Origin of the sequence: Pseudomonas fluorescens, assembly GCF_018614655.1 — a bacterium.
GTDB classification, from domain to species: domain Bacteria; phylum Pseudomonadota; class Gammaproteobacteria; order Pseudomonadales; family Pseudomonadaceae; genus Aquipseudomonas; species Aquipseudomonas fluorescens_BX.
On record NZ_JAGGOG010000010.1, the window covers coordinates 13,068 to 34,826 of the forward strand.

A 21,759-nucleotide genomic window follows, 5' to 3' on the forward strand; every position below is an offset into this window, starting at 1 on the left:
CATCCCGTGACAATCAAGGAGCAAGGATGATTGTTAAATCTCCAAGCAGTTTAACTACCGTCTTCTCTGGACTCCAGGTCGACGCCCAGCATCTGCCGACGGTCATTGCGCAGGGCACGGAGGCGCTGCTTCGCTTGTTGCCGATTGCCTTATGCGGCAGCAGCCATAGCAGGATTCTTGGCCGTTTTCTGCTTACGGTTTATGACGGCGACGCTTTTTTCTTTGAGCCACGAACATTACGTGCATTGGATACCGCCTTGATCGACATGGCTACTTCAGACCATCCCTAATTGGGGTGGTCGTAGCATTCTGTAAACCTATTTCTGTGGAAATTAGTCGTGTATTCACCGAGTTTTGTGTGGTGACATTGAACTCAAACGCTGCAATTTTCGAATGATCGAAAATCTAAACGGTTGATTTTATGTCTTTTGAGAAAGTCGAGTGCTTAGTCAATGTATTTGCTAAAAATCTCTGTATTTTTGGAGGCAAATTCATTTTGCGATCATTGACTCCGAGCGCTTGAAAAGTTGGCAACTTAAAGTGGATATAATTTAAATTTAGGGGGTTTTGAATGAATATCAATAATGCGATAAAAGAAATGACACTTGAAGAAAAAATTGGTCAAAAAATCATGCTGGACTTCCGGTACTGGAATCCATTGGGCGAAACCAACCAAGACATGATAGAGCCCAACGAGCAGGTTGAGGCAATTTTGTCTGAGAACCATATTGGCGGTATTATATTGTTCAGTAATAACTTGAAAGAGAGAGTTCAGATTGAGCGATTGACCGCCTGGTTTGCAACTTTTAAAACACAACGAGGTTTACGGCTCTTTGTAGCGACTGATAATGAGGGCGGAAATGTCTTTCGCCTGCCACGCGAACACTATTCTTCTTTTCCTGGCAACATGGCGTTGGCTGCTGCCTTTCAAGGTGGCTGTACACGACAACTGGCTTATGAACAGGGGAAAAAAATGGCGCAGGATATGATGTCGCTAAATATCAATACAAATTTTGCACCAGTTGTAGATGTTAATGATAACCCTGCCAATCCGGTGATTAATGTTCGAGCATTCAGTGATAGTACTGAGGTCGTTGACGAATTGGCAACGTTGATTGCTAGCGGCATGAATAGCGAACGTGTAATTAGTGCCTATAAGCATTTTCCAGGGCACGGGAGTACCTCCACAGACTCACATACTTCCTTGCCGTATGTTTCACGCACACGTGAAGAGGCCCTGGCGATTGATATCGCGCCTTACAAATCTGCTATCGATAGTGATCATGCACCAGATATGATTATGACAGCACACATCCAATATCCTTCACTTGATAATAGTGTTGTGAATACTAGTGGCAGTCAGGAAATCATTGTTCCTGCCACAATGTCACATGCTATCCAAACTACACTGTTACGCAACGAATTGGGGTTTCAAGGTGTCACGATTACAGATGCGCTCGATATGGGGGCCATCGCAAATCACTTTAATCATGGACATGCGCTCGAACTGGTATTTAAAGCCGGAGTTGATATCGCGCTGATGCCCATAAGTATCTCTACAGCACAACAGGCCTGTCTTTTGCCTGCATTGGTCAAAACCATTGCCGACAAGGTCAGGATCGGTGAGCTTAGCGAAGCTGAGATTGATATGTCGGTGGAGCGTATTCTTCGACTGAAACAGCGCTATGGCCTGTGTGGTGAACCGCAAGCTACTAGCCCAATTAGTCGCGAGCTCTCTTCTAATCTTGAAAAAAATATCGCTGATGCTGCCATTACGGTGGTGATCAATAAACAAGCTACCCTTCCTCTCACGAGCAAAACTAAAAGCTACTTCATTCTCACGCCTTGGAGTGAACAGGGTGATGGGATTGCCAAGGTATTGACGGAAAATGGTTATTACAACGTCATTACGGCCCGTGAAAGTGATCTAGATGAAGCGGGTATCAAAGCCTGCATTGATAAATGTGACATTTTTCTGCTCGCCTCGCTGGTGACGAGCTTTACACCGGCTGAAAGCACTCTCTTTTCCTCTAGCCAGGACAGCGATGCTAAACTCAGCTATTTCCAGTATGCTAAAAGCGTAGGAAAAACCGCGATTCACTTGGCATTGCGTGCTCCCTACGACATCATCAACTATGCTGAAATTGTCGACGCCTCAGTGACGTCATATTCTTATTTCGGTTATACCAACGGTACGTGGCGTGGCCCTTCAATGATATCCCTAACAGAAGTGATAATTGGCAAATTATCCCCCGTGGGAAAGTTGCCAGTCAATATTTGGAGTCAATACGATAGTGAGACTAACACCGGCACTGTGGCCTTTCCTAGAGGATTTGGCCTGAGATGGGATTGAGTGATAATAAGGCTATTTTATAAAAATAGCTTTTTTGTTTCGGGAGGGTATCTGTTTAATGAGAAATGTAAAGGGTGAATATTAAAATGTGGGCTTTCTTGTGAGCATCTCGCATGGCTAATTTCACCCTGTTTAACACTCATCCGAATATGATATAAAATTCTCGGTATGAGGTAAGCCGCGGTACTCTTTAAACAGTTTTCCTTCGGACTTTCCCCATCATGCCGCCAACAGAAAAAATTCATCCCAGAAAAACATTTCCAAAAAGCACATCCCGCAGACATGTCGTGGCGGGGGCAAGTAACTATCATCCCGGCCGCGATTCATGTCCACTCAACGACTTCTCGGTGGCATAAAAGGTAGCCTCCGTACTTGGCGGGTATATTCTTTAAGGATAGTCTGAACTAGGGATGGTCTGAAGTAGTCATGTATTTCCGGCCGACTTCAGCCCCCGCCAATTTTGAAAGCGACATACCGATCAGAAACGATCGTAACCGCTCCATGAACTACACATTCAAAGCGTTCCCGTGACGCCGGATGCTGTGCTCCCGTTTTTCTCCGGAGCCAGCCCCCGCCATGATGCGACCCGACGCCAAAGTCGAAAAAGTGTACCTCTACCCCAAACCCGTGGACTTGCGAAAATCCATCGATGGCCTCGCCGCTCTGGTCGAACTGGACATCAAGGTCGCGGTGTTTGACCCGGTGCTTTTTGTCTTCCTCAACAAATCCCGTAACCGGGTGAAGATTTTGTATTGGGAGCGCAACGGCTTCTGTCTTTGGCTCAAGCGCCTCGAATCCGAGCGCTTTAAAACATCGCCCGAGGCCAGCGACCAGGCGATAGTTCTGACGGTTCAGGAACTCAACTGGTTATTGGACGGTTTTGATTTGTGATGCAACCGACCGCATCAAGTTTTGACGCCTCGATTCGTCGCCTGATTCGGTATAATCCAGGGCATGGTGCGACACGAGACAGTGTACTCACTATCAAAGGTTAACAATTGAGTACATGTCGTAACTCTGAGTCTCATTGCTCAGCTCTGCTTTATGGGGGTAACGAGCCTGATGTGTATCCATCAGTTCACTAGATCGGCATGCGTCAGGAGCCAATCTTGATGTGTGAAGCCCGATCAACAATGTTCCTCTCGCAAGAGCGCGCAGGCCGGTAACGGGATGGGCGGCACAACCGAATTGCACGGTAGTGCGAGGGCTAGTGACCCAACCTGTACGGCTAACATATGTGAATCGTCGACAGAACCCTCGTTAGGATTGTCGGGCCTACGGCAATTATCGGCCCCAGCCAAATAGGCATTACAGTAAGTCATTCCTGTCATGCAAAGGGATGCGGTACTACGAACGCTGTCGGGGGATAGACGAAGCCTAACCAGCGAATTGATGTGACTCAGGGAATGTGGCAATCCCGACCACTCGCCTTCTCAGAGAAATCAGGAAGGCAGACTTTCCGCAAGGGACGTTGATGGGTGTGGGGAATAGGAGGATGCAAAAAGCGAAGGGCCGTCTGTAACGGGCGGCATACCGGTTTTAATATTACCGGCGGGGGCAACCTTGGCTGACGTGCATCTGGTTTACGAGCGGATATAAACTGTTGATCCCATCGAATTACGAAGTATTACGCGGAAACATATTAAGAGTATCTGTGGAAATAACCTATAACTCGAACAGGACTGTATGAATACGCGACCGTCAACTTCGGTTGCGTCTACGTCCTTGGAAGGCTCCTTGAGTTGGCTCGGTCTAGACTGGGCAACAATTCAAGCTTTCGTTCGGAAAACGCAGTTGAAAATCGCGCAGGCAACAAGGAAGGCGGACTGGCGAAAGGTGAAGCGCCTTCAACGGTTGTTAATCCACTCGTTCCATAGTCGGTGTTTAGCCGTGCGGCGAGTAACTGAGAACCGAGGGCGCCGCACCCCAGGGATCGACGGTGAAACATGGGAGACGCCGCTAGCCAAACTTCGAGGGGTGAGACTTCTCTCGAGGAGGCGGGGTGTAGTGGTCTAAACCTTTGAGGCGGGTATGGATACCCAAACCTGGGAAACAGGAGAAACGTCCACTCGGAATTCCGACGATGTTGGACAGGGCTATGCAAGCGCTTCATCTAATGGCAGTTGAACCCGTTGTAGAGAGCCAGAGCGATCCTCGCAGCTACGGCTTTCGACCAGATCGCTCGACGGCCGATGCGATGGTAGAGCTGTTTCATTTGCTGGCCCCTCAAGTGGCCCCTACCTGGATTTTGGAAGGGGACATCAAAGGTTTCTTCGACAACATCAGTCATGATTGGCTATGTCAAAATATCCCTATGGATAAGACGATATTGCGAAAATGGCTGAAAACCGGGGTTGTTGACCAAGCGCATTTCGTTGCTACGGACGCAGGTGCGCCACAAGGCGGTATCATTTCTCCCTGCCTCGCAAACGCCACCTTGAATGGTTTAGAGCTTTTACTGAAAGACCACTTGAAAAAGCGCTTTGGCGCCTTGGTAGCTAAGAAAACCAAGGTTCAGGTAGTGCGTTACGTAGATGACTTTGTGGTAATGGCAAATTCGAAAGAGTTGCTTGAAAACGAGGTCAGGCCTTGGATTGAGCAATTCCTGTTTGCACGTGGGGTTGCGCTATCACAGGATAAAACGCGCATCGTACATATCCATCAAGGGTTTGATTTTCTTGGGTGGAATTTTAGGAAGTACGTCCCGAAGTCGCCGAAAAGAAAAGCAAAGCTGATGATCAAGCCTTCGAAGAAAAATGTTTCAGCGTTCTACCGGAAGGTGCGAGATATCATTAAAAATAGCGGAGCACTTACCCAAGGCGCACTGATGGGGCGGCTTAACCCTGTACTGCGAGGATGGGCACAATACCATTCCCCGGTTGTAGCGAAAGCCACCTTTAGTAAGCTGGATAATCTAATATTCTGGCGTGTTTTTAGGTGGGCAAAGCGACGACATCCGAGGAAGTCTGTTGGCTGGATTAAGCGAAGATATTACTGCTCCGAAATTCATCGGGCATTTGTGCAACCATTAAAGGGGCCCGACGGGGTGGTAAGGTTTCGTCAGCTATACATGCTGGCGGAAACCGCAATCGTTCGTCACAAGCGTTTACCGCTTGCGTATCAACCGTACGATGCAGAACAGGAGTTCAAGTGGGAGGCATTAAGGGTTCAGCGGATGCTGCACAAGCTTCGGTATCGACGGCAGGTACACAGTCTTTTCAGGCGGCAACAGGGCCGATGTGCCTTATGCGGTTATGCCATCAGTAGGGATACCGGCTGGCATGACCACCATGTTGTCAGGCGGGTAGAGGGCGGCTCTGATAAATTAGAAAACCGCGTATTGCTTCATCCCGACTGTCACTCGCAGTGCCATGAATTGGGATCCAACGAGCCACTTCAGTATAGCGGTTTGCAAAAACCACCTTCCGCGTAACCGGCCAGTGATGAACTGGCTTTCGTAAGCTTGAGCCGTATGCGGGGAAACTCGCACGTACGGTTCTGAGGGGGCCCCGGATCAGTAATGATCTGTGGCTACCCGACATTTCTCTGCCCGATGACCTTCCTGATGATCCTGTTTTGCTCAAGCAACTGCTGCTTGAGGCACTCAGTCGCCAAGAGGAATCGACCCAGGCTTATCAGACCCACATCGTCGACCTGAAAGAACAGATCAAGCTGTTGCGCGACCGTCTGTCCGGGCGTAAGTCCGAGCAAACCATCGAGCCCAACACGCCGCAACCTGCACTGTTCAATGAGCCTGAAAGCGAGCCGATGCCGGCAATCGGCGACGCTGATGAAGAAGTTGTTGCCGCGGCACCGCGCCGAGGCAAACGCAAGCCACTGTCGGCCGATCTGCCGCGTATCGAAGTCATCCACGAACTACCCGAACACGAACTGACCTGTGCCTGCGGTTGCCGCAGGCATGTGATCGGCGAAGAAACCAGCGAGCAGCTGGATATCGTGCCGATGCAGATCCGTGTCATCAAACATATCCGCAAGATCTACGGTTGCCGTGGTTGTGAACGTGCACCGGTCACCGCCGACAAACCGGCGCAATTGATCGAAAGGAGCATGGCCAGCCCGAGTATTCTTGCCATGCTGCTGACCACCAAGTACGTCGATGGCTTGCCGTTGCACCGGTTTGAAACGGTACTGAGTCGACATGGCATTGACAGACCCTGGCGCGCTGGATTATCCAGTGCAGCGAACACTTTCAGCCGCTGCTGAATTTGATGCGTGACCGGCTGCTGGAAAGTGCGGTGATCCACTGCGATGAAACTCGTGTTCAGGTCCTCAAGGAACCGGATCGAGACCCGACCAGCCAATCCTGGATGTGGGTACAAGCCAGCGGCCCACCCGATCGCAAAGTCGTGTTGTTTGACTACACGTCCAGTCGTGCGCAGGAGGTGCCGTTACGGCTCCTGGAAAGTTATCGCGGTTATATCATGACCGATGATTACGCCGGCTATAACGCCTTGGCGTTGCAATCGGGTGTGGAGCGCCTGGCGTGCATGGCGCATGCGCGTCGCAAATTCGTGGACGCGCAGACGGTTCAGCCCAAGGGCAGACTGGGCGGGCCGATATTGCACTGACGATGATCAACAAGCTGTACGGGATCGAGCGTGAACTTAAGGAAGCCGACGATGAACAGTGGTTTATCGCTCGCCAGGAAAAGAGCCTGCCGATCTTGGGGCAGCTGAAAGTCCGGCTGGATAAAACCCAATCCCAGGTGACGCCGCAAAGTGCACTAGGCAAGGCGGTGCATTATCTGGCGAATAAATGGAGCCGTCTGGAGCGTTATGTCGAAGCGGGTTATTTGCCCATCGACAACAACGCGACCGAAAGAGCGATCAAGTCGTTTGTCATCGGACGCAAGGCCTGGTTGTTCAGCGATACCGTCAACGGCGCCACTGCCAGCGCAAAGATCTACAGTCTGGTCCAGACCGCCAAGGTCAATGGCCAAGAGCCCTATACGTGGCTGCGCCACGTACTGGAGCGGTTGCCGCACGCCTCGTCGGTCGAAGAGTACGAAGCGTTACTGCCGTGGAACTGCTCGCCGCAGATGCCACGGTAGACCGTTGCCCCACCACTGGGTAGGTGGGGTTTATGGATCGCATACTATGAAATCACGCCCATGCGTCAGTTCGCACGCCTGACGCTGAGCGCGCCAATCCCCGAAGACACCACGATGATGAACGTCCGACACCTGCTGGAAAAGCACCAGTTGGCCCCAGCAATCCTCGCGGTCATCAACGGTTATTTGCAGGAAAAGGGCCTCTCGCTACGCCAGGGCACCATCGTCGATGCCACCATTATTCATGCTCCCAGCTCGACCAAGAACCAAGACGGTAAGCGTGATCGCGAGATGCATCAGCCCAAAAAGGGCAGCCAGTTTTACTTTGGAGTGAAGGCGCATATTGGCGCCGATAGCGAGTCGGGCCTGGCGCATCATGTCCATGGCACCGCAGCCAATGTAGCCAATGTAGCCGATGTCACGCAGGTCGCCGAACTGTTGCGTGGCGAAAAAAAATGCGGCGTACGCAGACGCCGGCTACACCGGTGTCGAGAAACGCGAGGAGCATGAAAGTCGTAAGGTGAACTGGCAGATCACCGCCCGGCGCAGCATCTATTCCAAGCTGAGAAACGCAGCCTGATCGACCAGGCCAAGCGCAAAATCGAATATCTCAAAGCGCAGACGCGGGCCAAGGTTGAGCAACCATTGTTTCGGGTGATCAAGCGGCAGTGTGGTTACGTTAAAGTACGGTTTCGCGGACTGATGAAAAACACCGTTCAGTTGATGACGCTGTTCGCCCTGTCAAACCTGTGGATGGCTCGAAAACAGCTGATGGCTATGGGCGAATTGCACGCTTAACGTGGAGAACTGGGCGTAGAAGCCCGCCAAAACAGGCGGTATGGGGTGTTGCTCGGCAAAGACCGTAGAGCGCTGCGACTTTTTCAACTCGTCACTCAGAGATGACGAGTTGATCGGAGCATCCCTAGGAATCTTGGTCCGTATCGCTTGGGCTGTTTCACCGTGCGATACATAAGTATCGGATCATGCTTCATTTGTCGTTTAGAAAGTTAACTACCAACGGATTTACTAGCGCTGGACACTCTTCCATCAGCCAATGTCCACAGCCCTGTAACACATGACCTTGTACGTTGGTGGCATACTCGTTCATCTGGTCGATTTGGGTTTGACCGAGGCTGCCACGGCCATTACCAGCTACGGCCAGAAGTGGCATTGTCAACTTGCTTTTTTCCAATAGTTCTTTGTTCTGTTGCACGGATTGGGGGAGAGCACGGTAATATTCGAATGCTGCATGCAGAGTATGAGGTTTAGAGTACGACTTTGAATAAAGGTCGAGCAATTGCTCGGTGAACGCTTCCGGCTTTTCAGCATGCTTCTTGATAAAGTGAGTGAAGAAGGTTTTCTCTTTTCCGGCGATCAACGTTTCTGGTAGCGCGCCGTCCGCTGAGAAGAAGCTGAAGTGCCAGGCCGTTGACTCACCTTGTGGGGTGAATGCTGGAAAACCATATATCTTGTCGTCCGGGATCACCGCTTCTAAATATACCAGCTTGGCAATGTCCTGTTGATGCTGTACCACCATGGGGTAGGTGGCCCAGATACCGATGTCGTGTGCAACGAGATTGAATGGTGCGTCCGGGCTGAAGCGTTTGGCGAAGGCGTAGAGGTAAGGAGATACTTCTTGGCCGGTATACGAAGTCTTGAGTGGCTCGGACAGACCAAGGCCGGGTAGATCCACGGCGATGACGCGATGTGTTTTGGCAAGTTCCGGCATCATTTGATGCCACTCGTACCATGACTGACCGAAGCCGTGCACCATCAACACCAGTGGCCCGCTACCACCTGCAACATAATGTAGCTTTATACCGTTGACTTCTTCGAAGCCACTTTTGAATCCTGTCGGAATTGGGAAGTCCTCAGTGGCGAAAACTGTGAAGGACCACATGATGCCACATGTTGCGACTGCAGCTTTCTTTATCCAGTTGTTCATGCGTAGTTTCCTTTAGTGGGCGGGGAGATATAAAACAACCCCATCTCTGCGTTTGGTTGTTGATATGGGGGGGGCTTTTTTCTGCTTGCTGCTCCGTTATGCTGAAAAGCCACCATCAATGCTTAAACTTGCACCGGTGATATACCCCGCTTCAGGTCCGGCAAGGTAGGCAACAAAGCTTGCAATTTCTTCATCTTTGCCATAACGGCCTAGCGCCATTAAGGCTTTCAACTGGCTGGCGGATTCACCATCGGCAGGGTTCATCTCGGTATCGACAGGGCCCGGCTGAACATTATTAACCGTAATGCGGCGGGGGCCGAGGTCGCGCGCCATGCCTTTGGTCAACCCTACGAGCGCCGATTTGCTCATGGCATATATGCTGCCACCAGCAATTGGGATCCGGTCTGCGTTGATACTGCCGATATTGATGATGCGCCCCCCATCGTTCATATGACGTGCGGCCTCCTGGCTGGCAACAAATACGCTGCGTACGTTAACCGCCAGTGTGCGGTCAAGATCGGCCGGCGTGAGTGCCTCAAGGGAGCCCCACGCAAGAACGCCAGCGTTGTTTACCAGAATATCCAGTGCGCCAAAATGTTCTACGGCCTGACGTACTGCTTTTTGCAATTCGGCTGAATCAGCGCTGTCGGCTCGAATAGCAATTGCTTTACCACCAATCGCGGTAATTTCGGCGACTATTTTTTCAGCTTTTTCCTTAGAAGAAAAATAGGTGAATGCAACAGCGGCACCTTCACGAGCCAGGCGCCTGACAATAGCTGCGCCGATGCCGCGCGAACCGCCCTGTACAAATGCAGCTTTTTCTTGAAGAGAATTCGTGCCTTTCATTTATTTTTCACTTTTTTGTAGAGCTAGCATAAGGTGGCTTTATGCGTCGCTATGACTAAAAAATATGCGCACTTAATGACTTTCTAAAACGCATTTCCAAATTATTTGAATGAGTCTGTTTGATTCACAGGGTTTGGTTAAGTCTCTATAATTCAATTCTCCACATTTTAGTGCGCAAGAAGTAGCGTATTAAGGTAAAAGGCCGCTGTTCGGCTGAATCGCAAATCTGTGGCGCGTAATGGACCGCCTGCAGCCTTCGAAAAAAAACGTAGGCCAAGATCTTCGGCCGCTAGCAGCGCGCGATATCCAAGATTGCTATTGCCGTACCGATGAGGGGGGCTAGGAATGCTTTCCTATCTTCGAAACGACCATCGCTGTGTTAAGTCGCCCTGCCTGATGGGGGGCGGCAATAGAATACCTCTCAGATCACCACCTCGACATGGCGCAGATGGTAAGCGACGCAGCCGTTATTGAGGAACTCCCGGTCAGCCTTGATTTGTTATCAAATCGAATGCAATTGAGTGGGCAGTGCGACTACTAAACGCCTGATCAATAGCAATGCAATTAGGTGGTCAAGTGAGGTGCAATCGTCGCATGCGGGCGGGCGGGTTTATATATGCGCTCTCGGTTTTTGAGACAATTCTTAATCGAGATCTGAGCAAGACCAGCTTTGCTGGTAGGTGCATGTTTGAGGCTGGTCTCGGTTGTGCCAGTTTTCTGGGATTCTTTAAAACGCTGCGCTCGGAAGTGCTGGTTAGTCTAGCGAAATAGAGTAAGTTAATATTTTGTTGCGGGAATTTATTCGTTTGCACCAGGCTTCTGCGAGAAGTCACATGTACATCCCGTGACAATCAAGGAGCAAGGATGATTGTTAAATCTCCAAGCAGTTTAACTACCGTCTTCTCTGGACTCCAGGTCGACGTCCAGCATCTGCCGACGGTCATGGCGCAGGGCGCGGAGGCGCTGCTTCGCTTGTTGCCGATTGCCTTATGCGGCAGCAGCCATAGCCGGATTCTTGGCCGTTTTCTGCTTACGGTTTATGACGGCGACGCTTTTTTCTTTGAACCGCGAACGTTACGTGCATTGGATACCGCCTTGATCGAAGATTGCTTAAAGGTGCTGATGATGGATTATGCGTCAGAACTGAGAGTGCACGAGCACGTGCCCGATGGTGGTCGGATTTGGCAGGAGCTCGAAGAAAAATGGCGAGCAGAGACACCCTAGACGTTGAGGGCATGCACGTAGAAGGAACGCCCATCATCAGGTCGTCCGCGCAAAGACTGCCACTGGCTGCTGATACTCATGGTGAGAAGGGGCTGTTGCCCGTATGCATTGTGCTGAACTGCTTCATTGTCGCGACGAGCCGACCGTTGTATGGGGGGGGCTGAGCAGCAGATGCCAGGAGAGAGCAACCAGGTGGGCACGTAATGTCCGCCATGCCGCGCGTGTCGAAGTTGTACCGGCGTATGGAGAGGGGGCGGTCGGTGCGCCTTGGCCTGATCCGAGACCCGTAAGCTCAGAGAAGAGTGCCTACCCAGCCTATTTGACGCATCATGATGCTGGGGGATCGCCTGTCACTAGATCACCATAGCGCGCAGTGGAAAATTGTACCTGCCATGCTCTGCTGGCCAGTCCATAATCTCGTCCATTGAAGCGGGGCTAACTCGAAAAAAGCTAGTATTATCAAATGGGTAGATGCTTTATTGGTGTCTCAACCTCAGATTCTTAATATTCTGGAATTGCTGGGCAGCGCACACGTGGGCCTGCCGTTAAAGCCTTTAGCAATCCAGTGGGACCGATAATTTTCATGACCCGTTCCAGGTTATAGGCGAGCATGTTCAAGCTCATCTCGGCACTTGCCCCTGCAAGCTTTCGTGTCAGGAAGTGCGTCGCACCCATCCATTGCTTGTGCGTCCCGAGGGGATGCTCAACCGTTCGTTTTCGGACTCGCATCATCTCCGGTGCGCGTTGCTCAACCGGCTCTGCATTTCTTCAAGTATTGCTTCATGCTCCCAGCGTCGGACTCGTCGCTCTGTGCTTGGTGTACATTGCGATTTCAGTGAGCAACGTTGGCATTTCGAACTCCAGTGTTGGCGCTGATGCGGAATTGCCCGCCTGCTGGGACAAGACTGCCCCAACATAGATAGGTAGATACCCAGCAGAGATCCGTAGCCTTGAAGCCTGCTTGGGTCAGCGGTTTTTCGGCCGCTGGGTCAATTCGGTGTCGGCGTGAACACCCTTCTCCCCAAAACAACTCACCGTTCGGCGCAAGGTGCCCACGACTTCATATCGGCTGGGTCCGTGTAGTAAAGGAGAAGGGCATTGTCCAAGGAGGCGCAGCGAGAGCGGGCCACAAAGTGGGGGGGGCTGGATGGGGGACTTGGAGTGGTAAAAAATAAAGCTTCGAATAATCAGGGCTTTGTCGTACAAAGGTGGCGGAGGCGATGTCATCGATGGAAGGCGCCTGATGGGTGGCTCCCCAAGTGGATGCCAGAAATGTATCTGTTCAAGAGAGTATTTTTCGCAGCTTCACTGGAGGCTATTAATTGGGGAATAGAAGCAGTTGATCGCTAGAGGGCGTTGCAAAAATTTTTTCAAGACGTAGACCTAGCAATCTCCAAGCCTCGGTTTTTTCCTTGGCATAGTCATGATGAAGATAATGTCGCCGAACCTTTGATCCAGCCAGTACATGATTTTGGCAGCGATCAATTATCTCGATGGTTATACCGAGCGCCTGCATCATGGTTGCACCTGTCCGACGCAAATCGTGAGGAGTCCATTCACCCTGGCGTCCCTTGTTCAGCACCAGAGAATCATCGTGGTGGCGGCCAGCAAGGGGTTTGCTTCGGTTCTTAAATCGGCACTGGCGGTCACCGATCAATTTGCTAACTGTCTTCGTATCAACATGGCTTTTCTCGTCTTTGCTGGGGAAGCAGAACGGCGTATGTCCGGTTTCCTCGAGCAACAGCCTGAATTGTGTCTGCACGAAAGGGGACATAAACACGTGGTGATCCTGACGTTTGCCCCTATGGCCTTTGGTGGCTTTGGCGGGAATGAGCCAAGTGCCTTTTTCCAGATCCACGTGCTGCCATTCAGACTTGAGCAGTTCGCCAATACGGCAGAGCGTACCGAGGCAGATCCAGACGGCGCACTGCACGCGCGGATTCACCGGTCGGATGCCTGAATATTTCTGGCCGGCGAGTAGGGCGTCATAGTCGCGCTCCAGGCGGGCGAAGATATCGCGCAGCTCTTGGATTTCGTCGATGCAAAGGAGGCGGTTGCGTTGTTCTTGATAGTCGTGGTCGAGCAGTGTGTTGACGTCTATCAAATGAGCCGGATTTCCATCGACCATTAGGGCGCGCCACGGCTTGCGTTTCTCGGCCCAGCGCAGCATCTGGCCGATGTCCTTACCGCGAATCACAACGGCGCGGTTGAGGCCGCGGGCTTTGATCAAGCGCAGGACGGTGAGCAGATCTTTCTCGGTAAGGTCGCGCAGTGGCTTATTGCCAATGAGTGGTAACACGTCTTTGTTGAAACTGCGGCGCAGTTCGGCGTTGCCGTCCTGACGGGATACGCCGTCGCATAGCCACTCCTCGAAGAGGTCAGTGACTGTCTTGTTTGCGGCGCACTCGCGCGCTGCGACGGCAATGGTGGCGTTTATGGCCGCTTGGGCCTCGATCCTGCTGGCCTTACGGGCGGTGAGGGGGTCTATGCCTTTGCTGACGTCAGCTCTCATTTCGTCACGCTCGGCACGGATCTGCGCCAGCGGCTTTTTGGGCCAGCTACCCAGGCGATGATCGCGTTTGGTTCCGTGCAGTTTGAACTCGTAGCGAAACAGGAGCGTGACGCCGCGTACACCCGCGCGAACCTTGGCAGTTAGGCCGCCGTCTTCGCGCAGCGTTCTGCCGTCATCCGCAGAGGTGAGCGCCTCCAGTTGTTTCACCGTTAGTTTTGCCACTGTCTACCCCTTGCCTGCGTCCAGTGCTTTGGAATTTTGCCCCACTTTTTGCCCCACCGAAGCGCTCAGCTAGCGGTGGATGTTTGTGGATCTTGATAGACGTCAATCTAGCTTGTAGCCCTTATATTTGCTAGGTTTAGGCTTTCCATAAGGCGCTATGAGGATCCATGGAAATACATAAAATAAGCGCATGGGGTGCTAGGGGTCGAGTGTTCGAATCACTCCGTCCCGACCATATTCCTGAGTAAAGTCAGTCACTTAAGCCGATCAGATGGATCGGCTTTTTTGTGTCTGCGCAAAACTCGCGCAATACTATCCGGTGATTTCACTGATATTCAGGTCCGGAATAGCCTCGGACCAGATGATTTCCTCGTGGTCTCGCTGGTAGTTTTTGGTCATACCCTCGCTCGGATCCCTCAGGGACAGGCCACGGTTTGAGCCCGATATGTCTTGCGTCACTTCGCCACAGCCAACATCAGCAACTTGCGAATCTCCCCGGTAATCGCACTTTTGGTGCCTTGCTCCAATATTCCCACCCGGCGTACGGCCAGATCACCCGGCAGCGGCAGCACCCGCAGGCTGGGGTCTTTATGCCAGTCAAAGTTCTTCAGCAATGGCACGATTGCCACGCCGACTTGTTGGCGAACCAGATCGGCGATACCAATGATCGAGTTCAGTTCCAGAATCTCCAACGGCTCGACCGATTCGCTCTTGATGATTGACTGCACTTTACGGCCCACTGCCGTGGACCTGTCGTAGCGAATAAACGGCTGGGTTCTGAGCAATTCCACGGCGTCGTTAATACCGGCGGTTTGTGTGGCGTTGGCAAGCATGACGATCGGTTCGTTGTAGAGCAGGGTCCAACTCAAGCCATCGAAATTTTGCCGTGCGGTCTCGATCAGCAAGGCGGCGTCGAGCTTGGCGGCGTGTACCAGGTTGGCCACTTCATCGGAGCGGGCGGTCATCAGGTTGACCGATATCCTTGGGTGCAGCTTTTTCAGTTGCACCAGGCAATTGGCGAGCAGGCCCATGCCGGAGGTAATGCCGCCGATGGACACTTCGCCCTCCATGGCCAGGCCGTCGGGGGCTTCGGCGATCATTTGCTCGTAGTCCGCCAGCAGTCGCTTGGCCTTGGGCAGCAACAGCACACCATCGCGGCTCAGTTTGATTTGCCGCTGGCTGCGGTCGAACAACGGTCGGCGCATCTCCTCTTCGAGTGCGCGCATTTGCTGGCCGACGGCGGCGTTGGTGAGTGCCACGCGGTCGGCGGCGGCGGCGAAGCTGCCGTACTCGGCGACGGCGATAAACGTCTTGAAAAAACGAATGTTGCTCATGGGTGGGCCCGGCGTCATGGGTGCGGCTGAATCATAAAGGTTTTGTTTATCCTGCCTAAAGTTTAATTAGTTTTTCTTTTTGTGGCACCCGACCAATACTCAAATCCGAACTGATTCGGCGAACTTTCCCAATGAGCAATCCAGATAACAGTCCTGAAGAGGCAGCATTGCGTGCTGCCAAGAGCGTGTACCACCTCGGCGCTACCACGGTGTATTCCCACACCGAAGACAGTCGGTTTGCCTACACCCTCTATGTACCCGAGACCATCGAAGACAGCACTCGACCAGTAGATCTGGTGGTGTCGCTGCACGGTTCTACCCGTGCGATGGAGATATATCGCAACGGCTTCGCGGAATTTGGCCGCTGGAACGATTGTGTGATCCTGTCGCCGCTGTTCCCGGTCGGCGTGCTGGGCGACGGCAATGGTGATGGCTACAAGCAGATGGTCGAGGGCGATATTCGTTACGACCAGGTGTTGCTCGACATGATCGCCAGCGTCGGCGAGCGCTACGGTCGCCGCTTCGAGACCTTCGCGCTGTTCGGGTATTCCGGCGGCGGGCAATTCACCCATCGATTCTGCTATCTGCACCCCGAGAAACTCTGGGCGGCGTCCATCGGTGCGCCGGGCTCGGTGACCTTGCTCGATGCCGACCAGGACTGGTGGGTAGGGGTGCGGGACTTCGCGGCGCGCTTCGGCAAACCGCTGAACCTGCAAGCCTTGCAGCAACTGCCGGTACACATGGTGGTGGGTGATTCCGACCTCGAAACGTGGGAAATCACCCACCGCGAAGGCGGCAAACACTACATGGCGGGCGCCAACGCTGCCGGACGCACACGCCCGGAACGCCTGGCCACTTTGAAGGCAAGTTTCGAAGCCGCTGGTGTGCAGGTGCACTTTGATCTGTTACCCAACGTGGCCCACCAGGGCGTCAAGGCCATGCCGGCCGCCCAAAACTTTTTCGCCAAGGTATTGCGCCATAAACGCAGCCTTGGCTGACACACCGCTGGTAGATGCATTCAGAACAGGCCGTATAACAATAACCAAGGATTCACTCATTCTGATGCCGGTCCTGCCTTGGCCCTTGCCACTGACCGGAATATTTCTTCAAGGAGTCTTTCTCCCGTGAATAGTTATGTAAAGACGGCGTTGGCCGTCGCGATGTCGGCGTGCACAGTGTCCATGGCCGTCGCACAAGACAAGGTCATCAGTGTTGGCCTCAATGGTGATATCCGCAGCACCGAGCCGGGCGTCAATCGCGACGACAATACCGACGCGGTGATGATGCATATCGTCGAAGGGCTGGTGGCATATCGCGAAGACACCAGCATCGCGCCAATGCTCGCCAGCGCGGTCGCCATCTCGCCGGACGGCCTGCGCTACACCTTTACCTTGCGCGACGGGGTGCACTTTCAAAATGGCCAGTTGTTGACGGCCAGGGATGTGCAATGGACCTGGCAGCGCTACCTTGACCCCAAGACCCAGTGGCGCTGCCTGGCGGAGTTCGATGGCCGTGGTGCGGCCAAAATTATCGATGTCTCCACCCCTGACGCGAAAACCGTGGTGTTCCAGCTAGACCAGGCCAATGGCTTGTTCCTGGCCGCGATGGCCCGTCCGGATTGCGCTGGCAGCGGCATTCTGCACGCGGATTCACTGGCCGCCGATGGCAGCTGGCGCGCACCGATTGGCACCGGGCCGTTCACCCTGGGCAAATGGCAGAAGGGCCAGTACGTCGAGCTGGATCGCTTCAAGGAGTACACCCCGCGGGCCGAGGCCGAAGCGGACGGGTACACCGGCAACAAGCAGGCGTTTGTCGACAAGGTGCGTTTCGAGGTGATCCCCGATTCGGCGTCGGCCAAGGCTGCGCTGCTGTCCGGGGGCGTGGACCTGCTGCCGGACGTGACGGCGATGGACGCCTCACAGCTCAAGCAGGTCAAGAACCTGCAGATTCAGGTCAGCCCGATCATGACCATCAGTGGTCTGTTGTTCCAGACCCGTGACCCGTTGCTCAAGGACGTGCGCATTCGTCGGGCGGTAGCGTTGTCCCTGGATTATGCGCAGATGGTTGCAGCGTTATCCGATGGCTTGTCGGTGGTCAACAACTCGGTGATCCCCAGCGCCAGCCCGTATTACGACGACACCGCGCACCAGGGGTATACCTACAATCTGGAAGAGGCCCGGCGCTTGTTGAAAGAGGCCGGATATGACGGCGAAAAAATCCGCATGCTGGTCAACAAGCGCTACCCCCAAATGTTCGACATGGGCTTGCTGAGCCAGGCCATGACCCAGGCGGCTGGGCTGAATATCGAGATGGAGACCCTGGAGTGGGGCACGCAGTTGGAGCGCTACCAGACCGGCAGCTACCAGATGATGTCTTTTTCTTATTCGGGTCGTTTCGATGCGGCACAAAGCTACGAATCGGTGATCGGCGACAAGCAAAAGGAGCCGCGCAAAGTCTGGGACAACCCCCAAGCCTTGGAGATATTGCGTGAGGTCCAGCGTGAGGTGGACCCTGCCAAGCGCCAGCCGCTGTTCGACAAGCTGCACACCCTGATGCTCAGGGATGTGCCGATGGTGGTCATCTACAACGGTACAGCGATCGGCGCCATGGGCAAACGCGTTGAAGGTTACCGCTCCTGGCCCGTTGCCAAGCCGCGCCTGTGGGGCGTGAAGCTGGCCGACACTTCCAAGTAAGGCGCACAGCTATGTTTCGATTCATATTGCACAGGCTCGGCATGGCAGTGCCGACCCTGCTGCTGATCTCGGTGATTGTATTTGCCTTGATCCGCCTGATTCCCGGTGACCCTGCTTTGCTGATGCTCGGCGACATGGCCGACCCGCAAAGCCTCGCCGATATGCGCAGCAGCTTGGGGTTGGACCACTCGGTGGTGACCCAGTACCTGATCTGGATCAAGTCGGTACTCGGTGGCGACCTTGGGGTGTCCATCAGCAGCCGTCAGCCAGTGTTGGAGTTGCTGCTCGAACGTTTCAGTGTGAGCGCCACGGTGGTGCTCGTCGCTGTGTTGCTGGCGACCCTGCTCGCGGTACCGGTGGGCTTGCTCGCGGCCTGGAAGCAGAACAGCGCGATGGACCTGGGTCTGGTGGCGACGGCGACATTGCTGTTGTCGGTGCCCAGCTTCTGGTTGGGATTGCTGCTGCTGTACGTCTTCGGTATTCAGTTGGGCTGGTTGCCGGTGATCGGCTACGTCGGCTTCGCCAGCGACCCGATGAAGGCGGTGACCTATGTGGTGCTGCCGATTATCACCCTGACCCTGGTGGAGTTCGGCGCCATTGCACGCATGGCACGGGCCAGCACCATTGAAGTGCTGCGCCTGGAGTACATCGCCCATGCACGGGCCAAGGGGTTGTCGGAGGGCGCGGTGCTGTGCAAACACGCTCTGCGTAACGCGTTTGCGCCGACCTGGACGCTGATCGGTTTGATCCTCGGTAACTTGCTCGGCGGCATTGCGGTACTGGAAACCGTGTTCACCTTGCCCGGTATCGGCCGGCTGATGGTCGATGCGATCTTCTCCCGCGACTACCCGGTGTTGCAGGGTTGCCTGCTGCTGGTCACTTGCATCTATGTGTTGGTCAACCTGTTGGTGGATCTGCTGTATCCGCTGTTCGATCCAAGGGTGAAGCTATGAACCTCAAGACTCCTGCCTTGCCGACCGGGCTGGGTACTCAGCCGCGGCGGTCCTGGCGGTACCCACCGCTGAACGCGTTGATCGGCGGTACCTTGCTCACGGCGTTGGTGCTGCTGGCGTTGCTCGGCGTGGTGTGGACGCCTTATGACCCGCTCAAGCTGGACCTGCTCTCACGTCTGCACGCCCCGAACGCCTCGCACTGGTTGGGCACTGACGAATTCGGCCGTGATGTGTTCAGCCGTTTGATCATTGGTGCGCGCACCAGCCTGTGGATCAGCCTGCTCTCGGTAAGCGTGGCGGTTATCTGCGGCACAGTGATCGGCATGCTCGCTGGTTATCTGCGCGGCTGGACCGACCGCGTGCTGATGATGCTCAACGATGCGTTGCTGGCGTTTCCCGGCATCCTCATGGCGCTGGGCATCATGGCGATCGTGGGCGCCAGCCAGTACGGCATCGTGCTCGCCCTGGGCATCGCCTACACCCCCTCAGTGGTACGGGTGGTGCGTGGCAGCGTGTTGTCATTGCGCGAGTTGGAGTTTATCGAGGCGTCACGGGTGATCGGCAACTCCGAGCTGTACACCATGTTCCGTCACATCACCCCCAACTGCCTGGCGCCGTTGTGTGTGCTGGCCACCAGCATGTTCGGCTGGGCCTTGCTCTCGGAGAGTGCGCTGAGCTTCCTTGGCCTTGGGGTGCCACCGCCTGCCGCCACCTGGGGCAGCATGCTTTCGGCAAGCCGCAGCTATATCTCGACGGCGCCGTGGCTGGGGATCTTCCCGGGCATCTTTATCAGCCTGACGTTGTTGGCTATCAATCTGTTCGGCGATGCCTTGCGTGATCGTCTCGACCCGCGCATGAGGAAATGAGCATGAGCGCTCCAGTACCGTTACTGGCTGTTGAAAATCTACAGATTCGCGTCGGCGCAGACGGTCCGCTGGCCGTCGATGACTTCAGCTTCACCATGGCCCCCGGAGAAATCGTCGCGTTGGTGGGCGAGTCGGGCAGCGGCAAGACCATGGCCGCCCGGGCTGCCATTGGCTTGCTGCCGGCGCCGATGCAGGTGTGTGGAGGTCGCATCACCTTCCAGGGCGAACCGCTCAATACCGGCGATGCCAAGGCGATGCGTGGAGTGCGCGGTGCGCGGATCGGCATGGTGTTCCAGGAACCGATGGTTTCGCTCAACCCCGCCCTGACGATTGGCCGGCAGATGAGTGAGGCGCTCAAGCTGCACACCACGCTGGACGCCGCAACGATCCGTCGGCGCTGTATCGCCATGCTCCAGCGCATCGGCATCAAGGACGCCGAGAAATGCCTGGCGTCCTACCCGCACCAGTTCTCCGGTGGCATGCGCCAACGCATCATGCTCGCGTCGGTGATGTTGCTGCGCCCGGCACTGCTGATTGCCGACGAGCCGACTACGGCGCTGGATTGCCTGGCGCAACTGGATGTGATCGAGCTGATGCTGGAACTGACTCGCGAGCAAGGCACTGCGATCCTGTTTATCAGCCACGACCTGTCCCTGGTGGCGCGTTATGCCCACAAGGTGGTGGTGATGCGCTCGGGCAAGGCGGTGGAGCAGGGCAGCATCGAAGACATCCTGTTTGCGCCAAAGGCCGACTACACCCGCCAGTTGCTGGAAGCGCTGCCTCGCCGCGGCGAGCTGGTGCCATTGCCGGCTGCCGACAACGCGCTGTTGCAGGTTCAGGATGTGTGTATCGAACATCCCGGCCCGCGCAGTTTCTGGGGGCGCAGCGTGCCCAAGCGCGTCGTGCATTCGGTGAACCTGAGCATCGCCCCCGGCGAGACCCTGGCCCTGGTCGGTGGCAGTGGTTCGGGCAAGACTACTCTCGGGCGTGCGGTGGTCGGGTTGGTCACACCGTGCGCCGGGGCGATCCTGTTCCAGGGCGTGGATATCCTCAAGGCCGCCAACCGTGTGCATCGCCTGCAATGCCAGATGATTTTCCAGGACCCGTATTCGTCCCTTGACCCGCGCATGACCGTCGGCCAGATCATCGCCGAGCCGCTGCGCCATGAGCCGGGGCTGACGCCTGCGCAAAAACGCCAGCGGGTCACCGACACCCTGGTCGATGTGGGCTTGCCCGAGCAGTTCCGTGAGCGCTTTGCTCACCAGCTCTCCGGTGGCCAACGCCAGCGCGTGGCGATTGGCCGGGCGCTGGTCAGGCGGCCCAAGCTGGTGATCGCCGACGAGCCGATTTCGGCATTGGACATGACCATCCAGAAGCAGATCCTCGAACTGTTCGAACGCCTGCAACGCCAGTACGGGTTTGCCTGTCTGTTTATCTCCCACGACCTCTCGGCGGTGGAGCGCATCGCCCATCGCGTGGCGGTGATGAACCAGGGCGAGGTGGTTGAAATGGGCCCGCGCGACAGGATTTTCGACACCCCACAACACCCCTATACCCGCCGGCTACTCGCGGCGGCCAGCCCCTTGGAGAAAGGTGCGGATGGCAGTTATCGCCTGCGTGCCAGCGTGATCTAGGTACCGCAACACCCCAGGCAATGGCGTTGAAACCCAGCCCTTCGTAAATCGCTGATTTGCGAAGCAGGCGAAGCCATGGCCGAAGAAAACAAAAACAACCCCACTC

Annotated in this window: 13 protein-coding genes and 4 pseudogenes; 12 read left to right on the forward strand and 5 right to left on the reverse strand. The window is 54.7% G+C overall.

Going from position 1 to position 21,759, the window contains the following annotated elements; translation table 11 throughout:
- Positions 1 to 26: 26 nt before the first annotated feature.
- The 6 genes and pseudogenes from J7E41_RS10145 (at position 27) to J7E41_RS10170 (ending at position 8,222) form a co-directional block, all read left to right on the forward strand.
- Entirely contained in the window at positions 27 to 290 is a 264-nt protein-coding gene (locus tag J7E41_RS10145; protein ID WP_214992306.1) for a DUF7673 family protein, read from the forward strand.
- 281 nt (positions 291 to 571) lie between these two features.
- Positions 572 to 2,353: a glycoside hydrolase family 3 N-terminal domain-containing protein gene (locus J7E41_RS10150; protein WP_214992308.1), complete on the forward strand. Its 1,782-nt coding sequence runs from the start codon at positions 572 to 574 to the stop codon at positions 2,351 to 2,353.
- A 576-nt stretch (positions 2,354 to 2,929) separates the two neighbouring features.
- On the forward strand, positions 2,930 to 3,244 hold the full coding sequence (gene tnpB / locus J7E41_RS10155) for an IS66 family insertion sequence element accessory protein TnpB (protein WP_251029435.1): 315 nt from the start codon (positions 2,930 to 2,932) through the stop codon (positions 3,242 to 3,244).
- A gap of 795 nt (positions 3,245 to 4,039) precedes the next feature.
- Positions 4,040 to 5,786: pseudogene (gene ltrA / locus J7E41_RS10160) on the forward strand (group II intron reverse transcriptase/maturase).
- A gap of 107 nt (positions 5,787 to 5,893) precedes the next feature.
- Positions 5,894 to 7,424 (forward strand): annotated as a pseudogene (gene tnpC / locus J7E41_RS10165) (IS66 family transposase).
- 117 nt (positions 7,425 to 7,541) lie between these two features.
- Positions 7,542 to 8,222, forward strand: a pseudogene (locus J7E41_RS10170) (IS5 family transposase).
- Positions 8,223 to 8,412: 190 nt separating this feature from the next.
- Here J7E41_RS10170 and J7E41_RS10175 read toward each other — a convergent pair.
- Complete coding sequence (locus J7E41_RS10175) at positions 8,413 to 9,369, reverse strand: alpha/beta fold hydrolase (RefSeq protein WP_214992310.1); 957 nt, start codon at positions 9,367 to 9,369, stop codon at positions 8,413 to 8,415.
- A 96-nt stretch (positions 9,370 to 9,465) separates the two neighbouring features.
- Positions 9,466 to 10,215: a 3-oxoacyl-ACP reductase family protein gene (locus J7E41_RS10180; protein ID WP_214992312.1), complete on the reverse strand. Its 750-nt coding sequence runs from the start codon at positions 10,213 to 10,215 to the stop codon at positions 9,466 to 9,468.
- 864 nt (positions 10,216 to 11,079) lie between these two features.
- On the opposite strand from J7E41_RS10180, the gene J7E41_RS10185 reads away from it, so the two are divergent.
- A complete protein-coding gene (locus J7E41_RS10185) occupies positions 11,080 to 11,439 on the forward strand; it encodes a DUF7673 family protein (protein ID WP_251029438.1) in 360 nt (119 codons plus the stop codon).
- A 501-nt stretch (positions 11,440 to 11,940) separates the two neighbouring features.
- Here the strand turns inward: J7E41_RS10185 and J7E41_RS10190 are convergent.
- The 3 genes and pseudogenes from J7E41_RS10190 to J7E41_RS10200 all read right to left on the reverse strand — a co-directional run.
- Positions 11,941 to 12,305 (reverse strand): annotated as a pseudogene (locus J7E41_RS10190) (transposase); the annotation flags it as partial.
- Positions 12,306 to 12,757: 452 nt separating this feature from the next.
- Complete coding sequence (locus J7E41_RS10195; RefSeq protein WP_214992315.1) at positions 12,758 to 14,173, reverse strand: tyrosine-type recombinase/integrase; 1,416 nt, start codon at positions 14,171 to 14,173, stop codon at positions 12,758 to 12,760.
- A 455-nt stretch (positions 14,174 to 14,628) separates the two neighbouring features.
- Positions 14,629 to 15,507 carry a LysR family transcriptional regulator gene (locus J7E41_RS10200; protein WP_214992320.1) on the reverse strand — a complete coding sequence of 293 codons (879 nt, stop codon included), beginning with the start codon at positions 15,505 to 15,507 and terminating at the stop codon, positions 14,629 to 14,631.
- Between the two features lie 131 nt (positions 15,508 to 15,638).
- Between J7E41_RS10200 and J7E41_RS10205 the strand changes: the two genes are divergently transcribed.
- The 5 genes from J7E41_RS10205 to J7E41_RS10225 all read left to right on the forward strand — a co-directional run bounded on the left by J7E41_RS10205 (position 15,639) and on the right by J7E41_RS10225 (position 21,653).
- Positions 15,639 to 16,505 carry an alpha/beta hydrolase gene (locus J7E41_RS10205; RefSeq protein WP_214992324.1) on the forward strand — a complete coding sequence of 289 codons (867 nt, stop codon included), beginning with the start codon at positions 15,639 to 15,641 and terminating at the stop codon, positions 16,503 to 16,505.
- A gap of 126 nt (positions 16,506 to 16,631) precedes the next feature.
- Positions 16,632 to 18,200, forward strand: coding sequence for an ABC transporter substrate-binding protein (locus tag J7E41_RS10210; protein WP_214992327.1), 1,569 nt, complete (start codon positions 16,632 to 16,634; stop codon positions 18,198 to 18,200).
- Positions 18,201 to 18,211: 11 nt separating this feature from the next.
- The gene (locus J7E41_RS10215) at positions 18,212 to 19,153 is read left to right on the forward strand and encodes an ABC transporter permease (RefSeq protein WP_214992330.1); all 942 of its coding nucleotides are present in this window, start codon (positions 18,212 to 18,214) and stop codon (positions 19,151 to 19,153) included.
- On the forward strand, positions 19,150 to 20,019 hold the full coding sequence (locus J7E41_RS10220) for an ABC transporter permease (RefSeq protein WP_214992333.1): 870 nt from the start codon (positions 19,150 to 19,152) through the stop codon (positions 20,017 to 20,019). The genes J7E41_RS10215 and J7E41_RS10220 overlap by 4 nt, the downstream gene beginning before the upstream one ends.
- Positions 20,020 to 20,021: 2 nt before the next feature.
- Positions 20,022 to 21,653: an ABC transporter ATP-binding protein gene (locus J7E41_RS10225; protein ID WP_214992336.1), complete on the forward strand. Its 1,632-nt coding sequence runs from the start codon at positions 20,022 to 20,024 to the stop codon at positions 21,651 to 21,653.
- Positions 21,654 to 21,759: the final 106 nt, after the last annotated feature.

What these genes read in the sequence shown, in the direction of transcription:
- J7E41_RS10145 (WP_214992306.1), top strand. Translation starts at nt 27, where the DNA reads ATGATTGTTAAATCTCCAAGCAGTTTAACTACCGTCTTCTCTGGACTC.
- J7E41_RS10150 (WP_214992308.1), top strand. Translation starts at nt 572, where the DNA reads ATGAATATCAATAATGCGATAAAAGAAATGACACTTGAAGAAAAAATT.
- tnpB (WP_251029435.1), top strand. Translation starts at nt 2,930, where the DNA reads ATGATGCGACCCGACGCCAAAGTCGAAAAAGTGTACCTCTACCCCAAA.
- J7E41_RS10175 (WP_214992310.1), bottom strand. Translation starts at nt 9,369, where the DNA reads ATGAACAACTGGATAAAGAAAGCTGCAGTCGCAACATGTGGCATCATG.
- J7E41_RS10180 (WP_214992312.1), bottom strand. Translation starts at nt 10,215, where the DNA reads ATGAAAGGCACGAATTCTCTTCAAGAAAAAGCTGCATTTGTACAGGGC.
- J7E41_RS10185 (WP_251029438.1), top strand. Translation starts at nt 11,080, where the DNA reads ATGATTGTTAAATCTCCAAGCAGTTTAACTACCGTCTTCTCTGGACTC.
- J7E41_RS10200 (WP_214992320.1), bottom strand. Translation starts at nt 15,507, where the DNA reads ATGAGCAACATTCGTTTTTTCAAGACGTTTATCGCCGTCGCCGAGTAC.
- J7E41_RS10205 (WP_214992324.1), top strand. Translation starts at nt 15,639, where the DNA reads ATGAGCAATCCAGATAACAGTCCTGAAGAGGCAGCATTGCGTGCTGCC.
- J7E41_RS10215 (WP_214992330.1), top strand. Translation starts at nt 18,212, where the DNA reads ATGTTTCGATTCATATTGCACAGGCTCGGCATGGCAGTGCCGACCCTG.
- J7E41_RS10220 (WP_214992333.1), top strand. Translation starts at nt 19,150, where the DNA reads ATGAACCTCAAGACTCCTGCCTTGCCGACCGGGCTGGGTACTCAGCCG.
- J7E41_RS10225 (WP_214992336.1), top strand. Translation starts at nt 20,022, where the DNA reads ATGAGCGCTCCAGTACCGTTACTGGCTGTTGAAAATCTACAGATTCGC.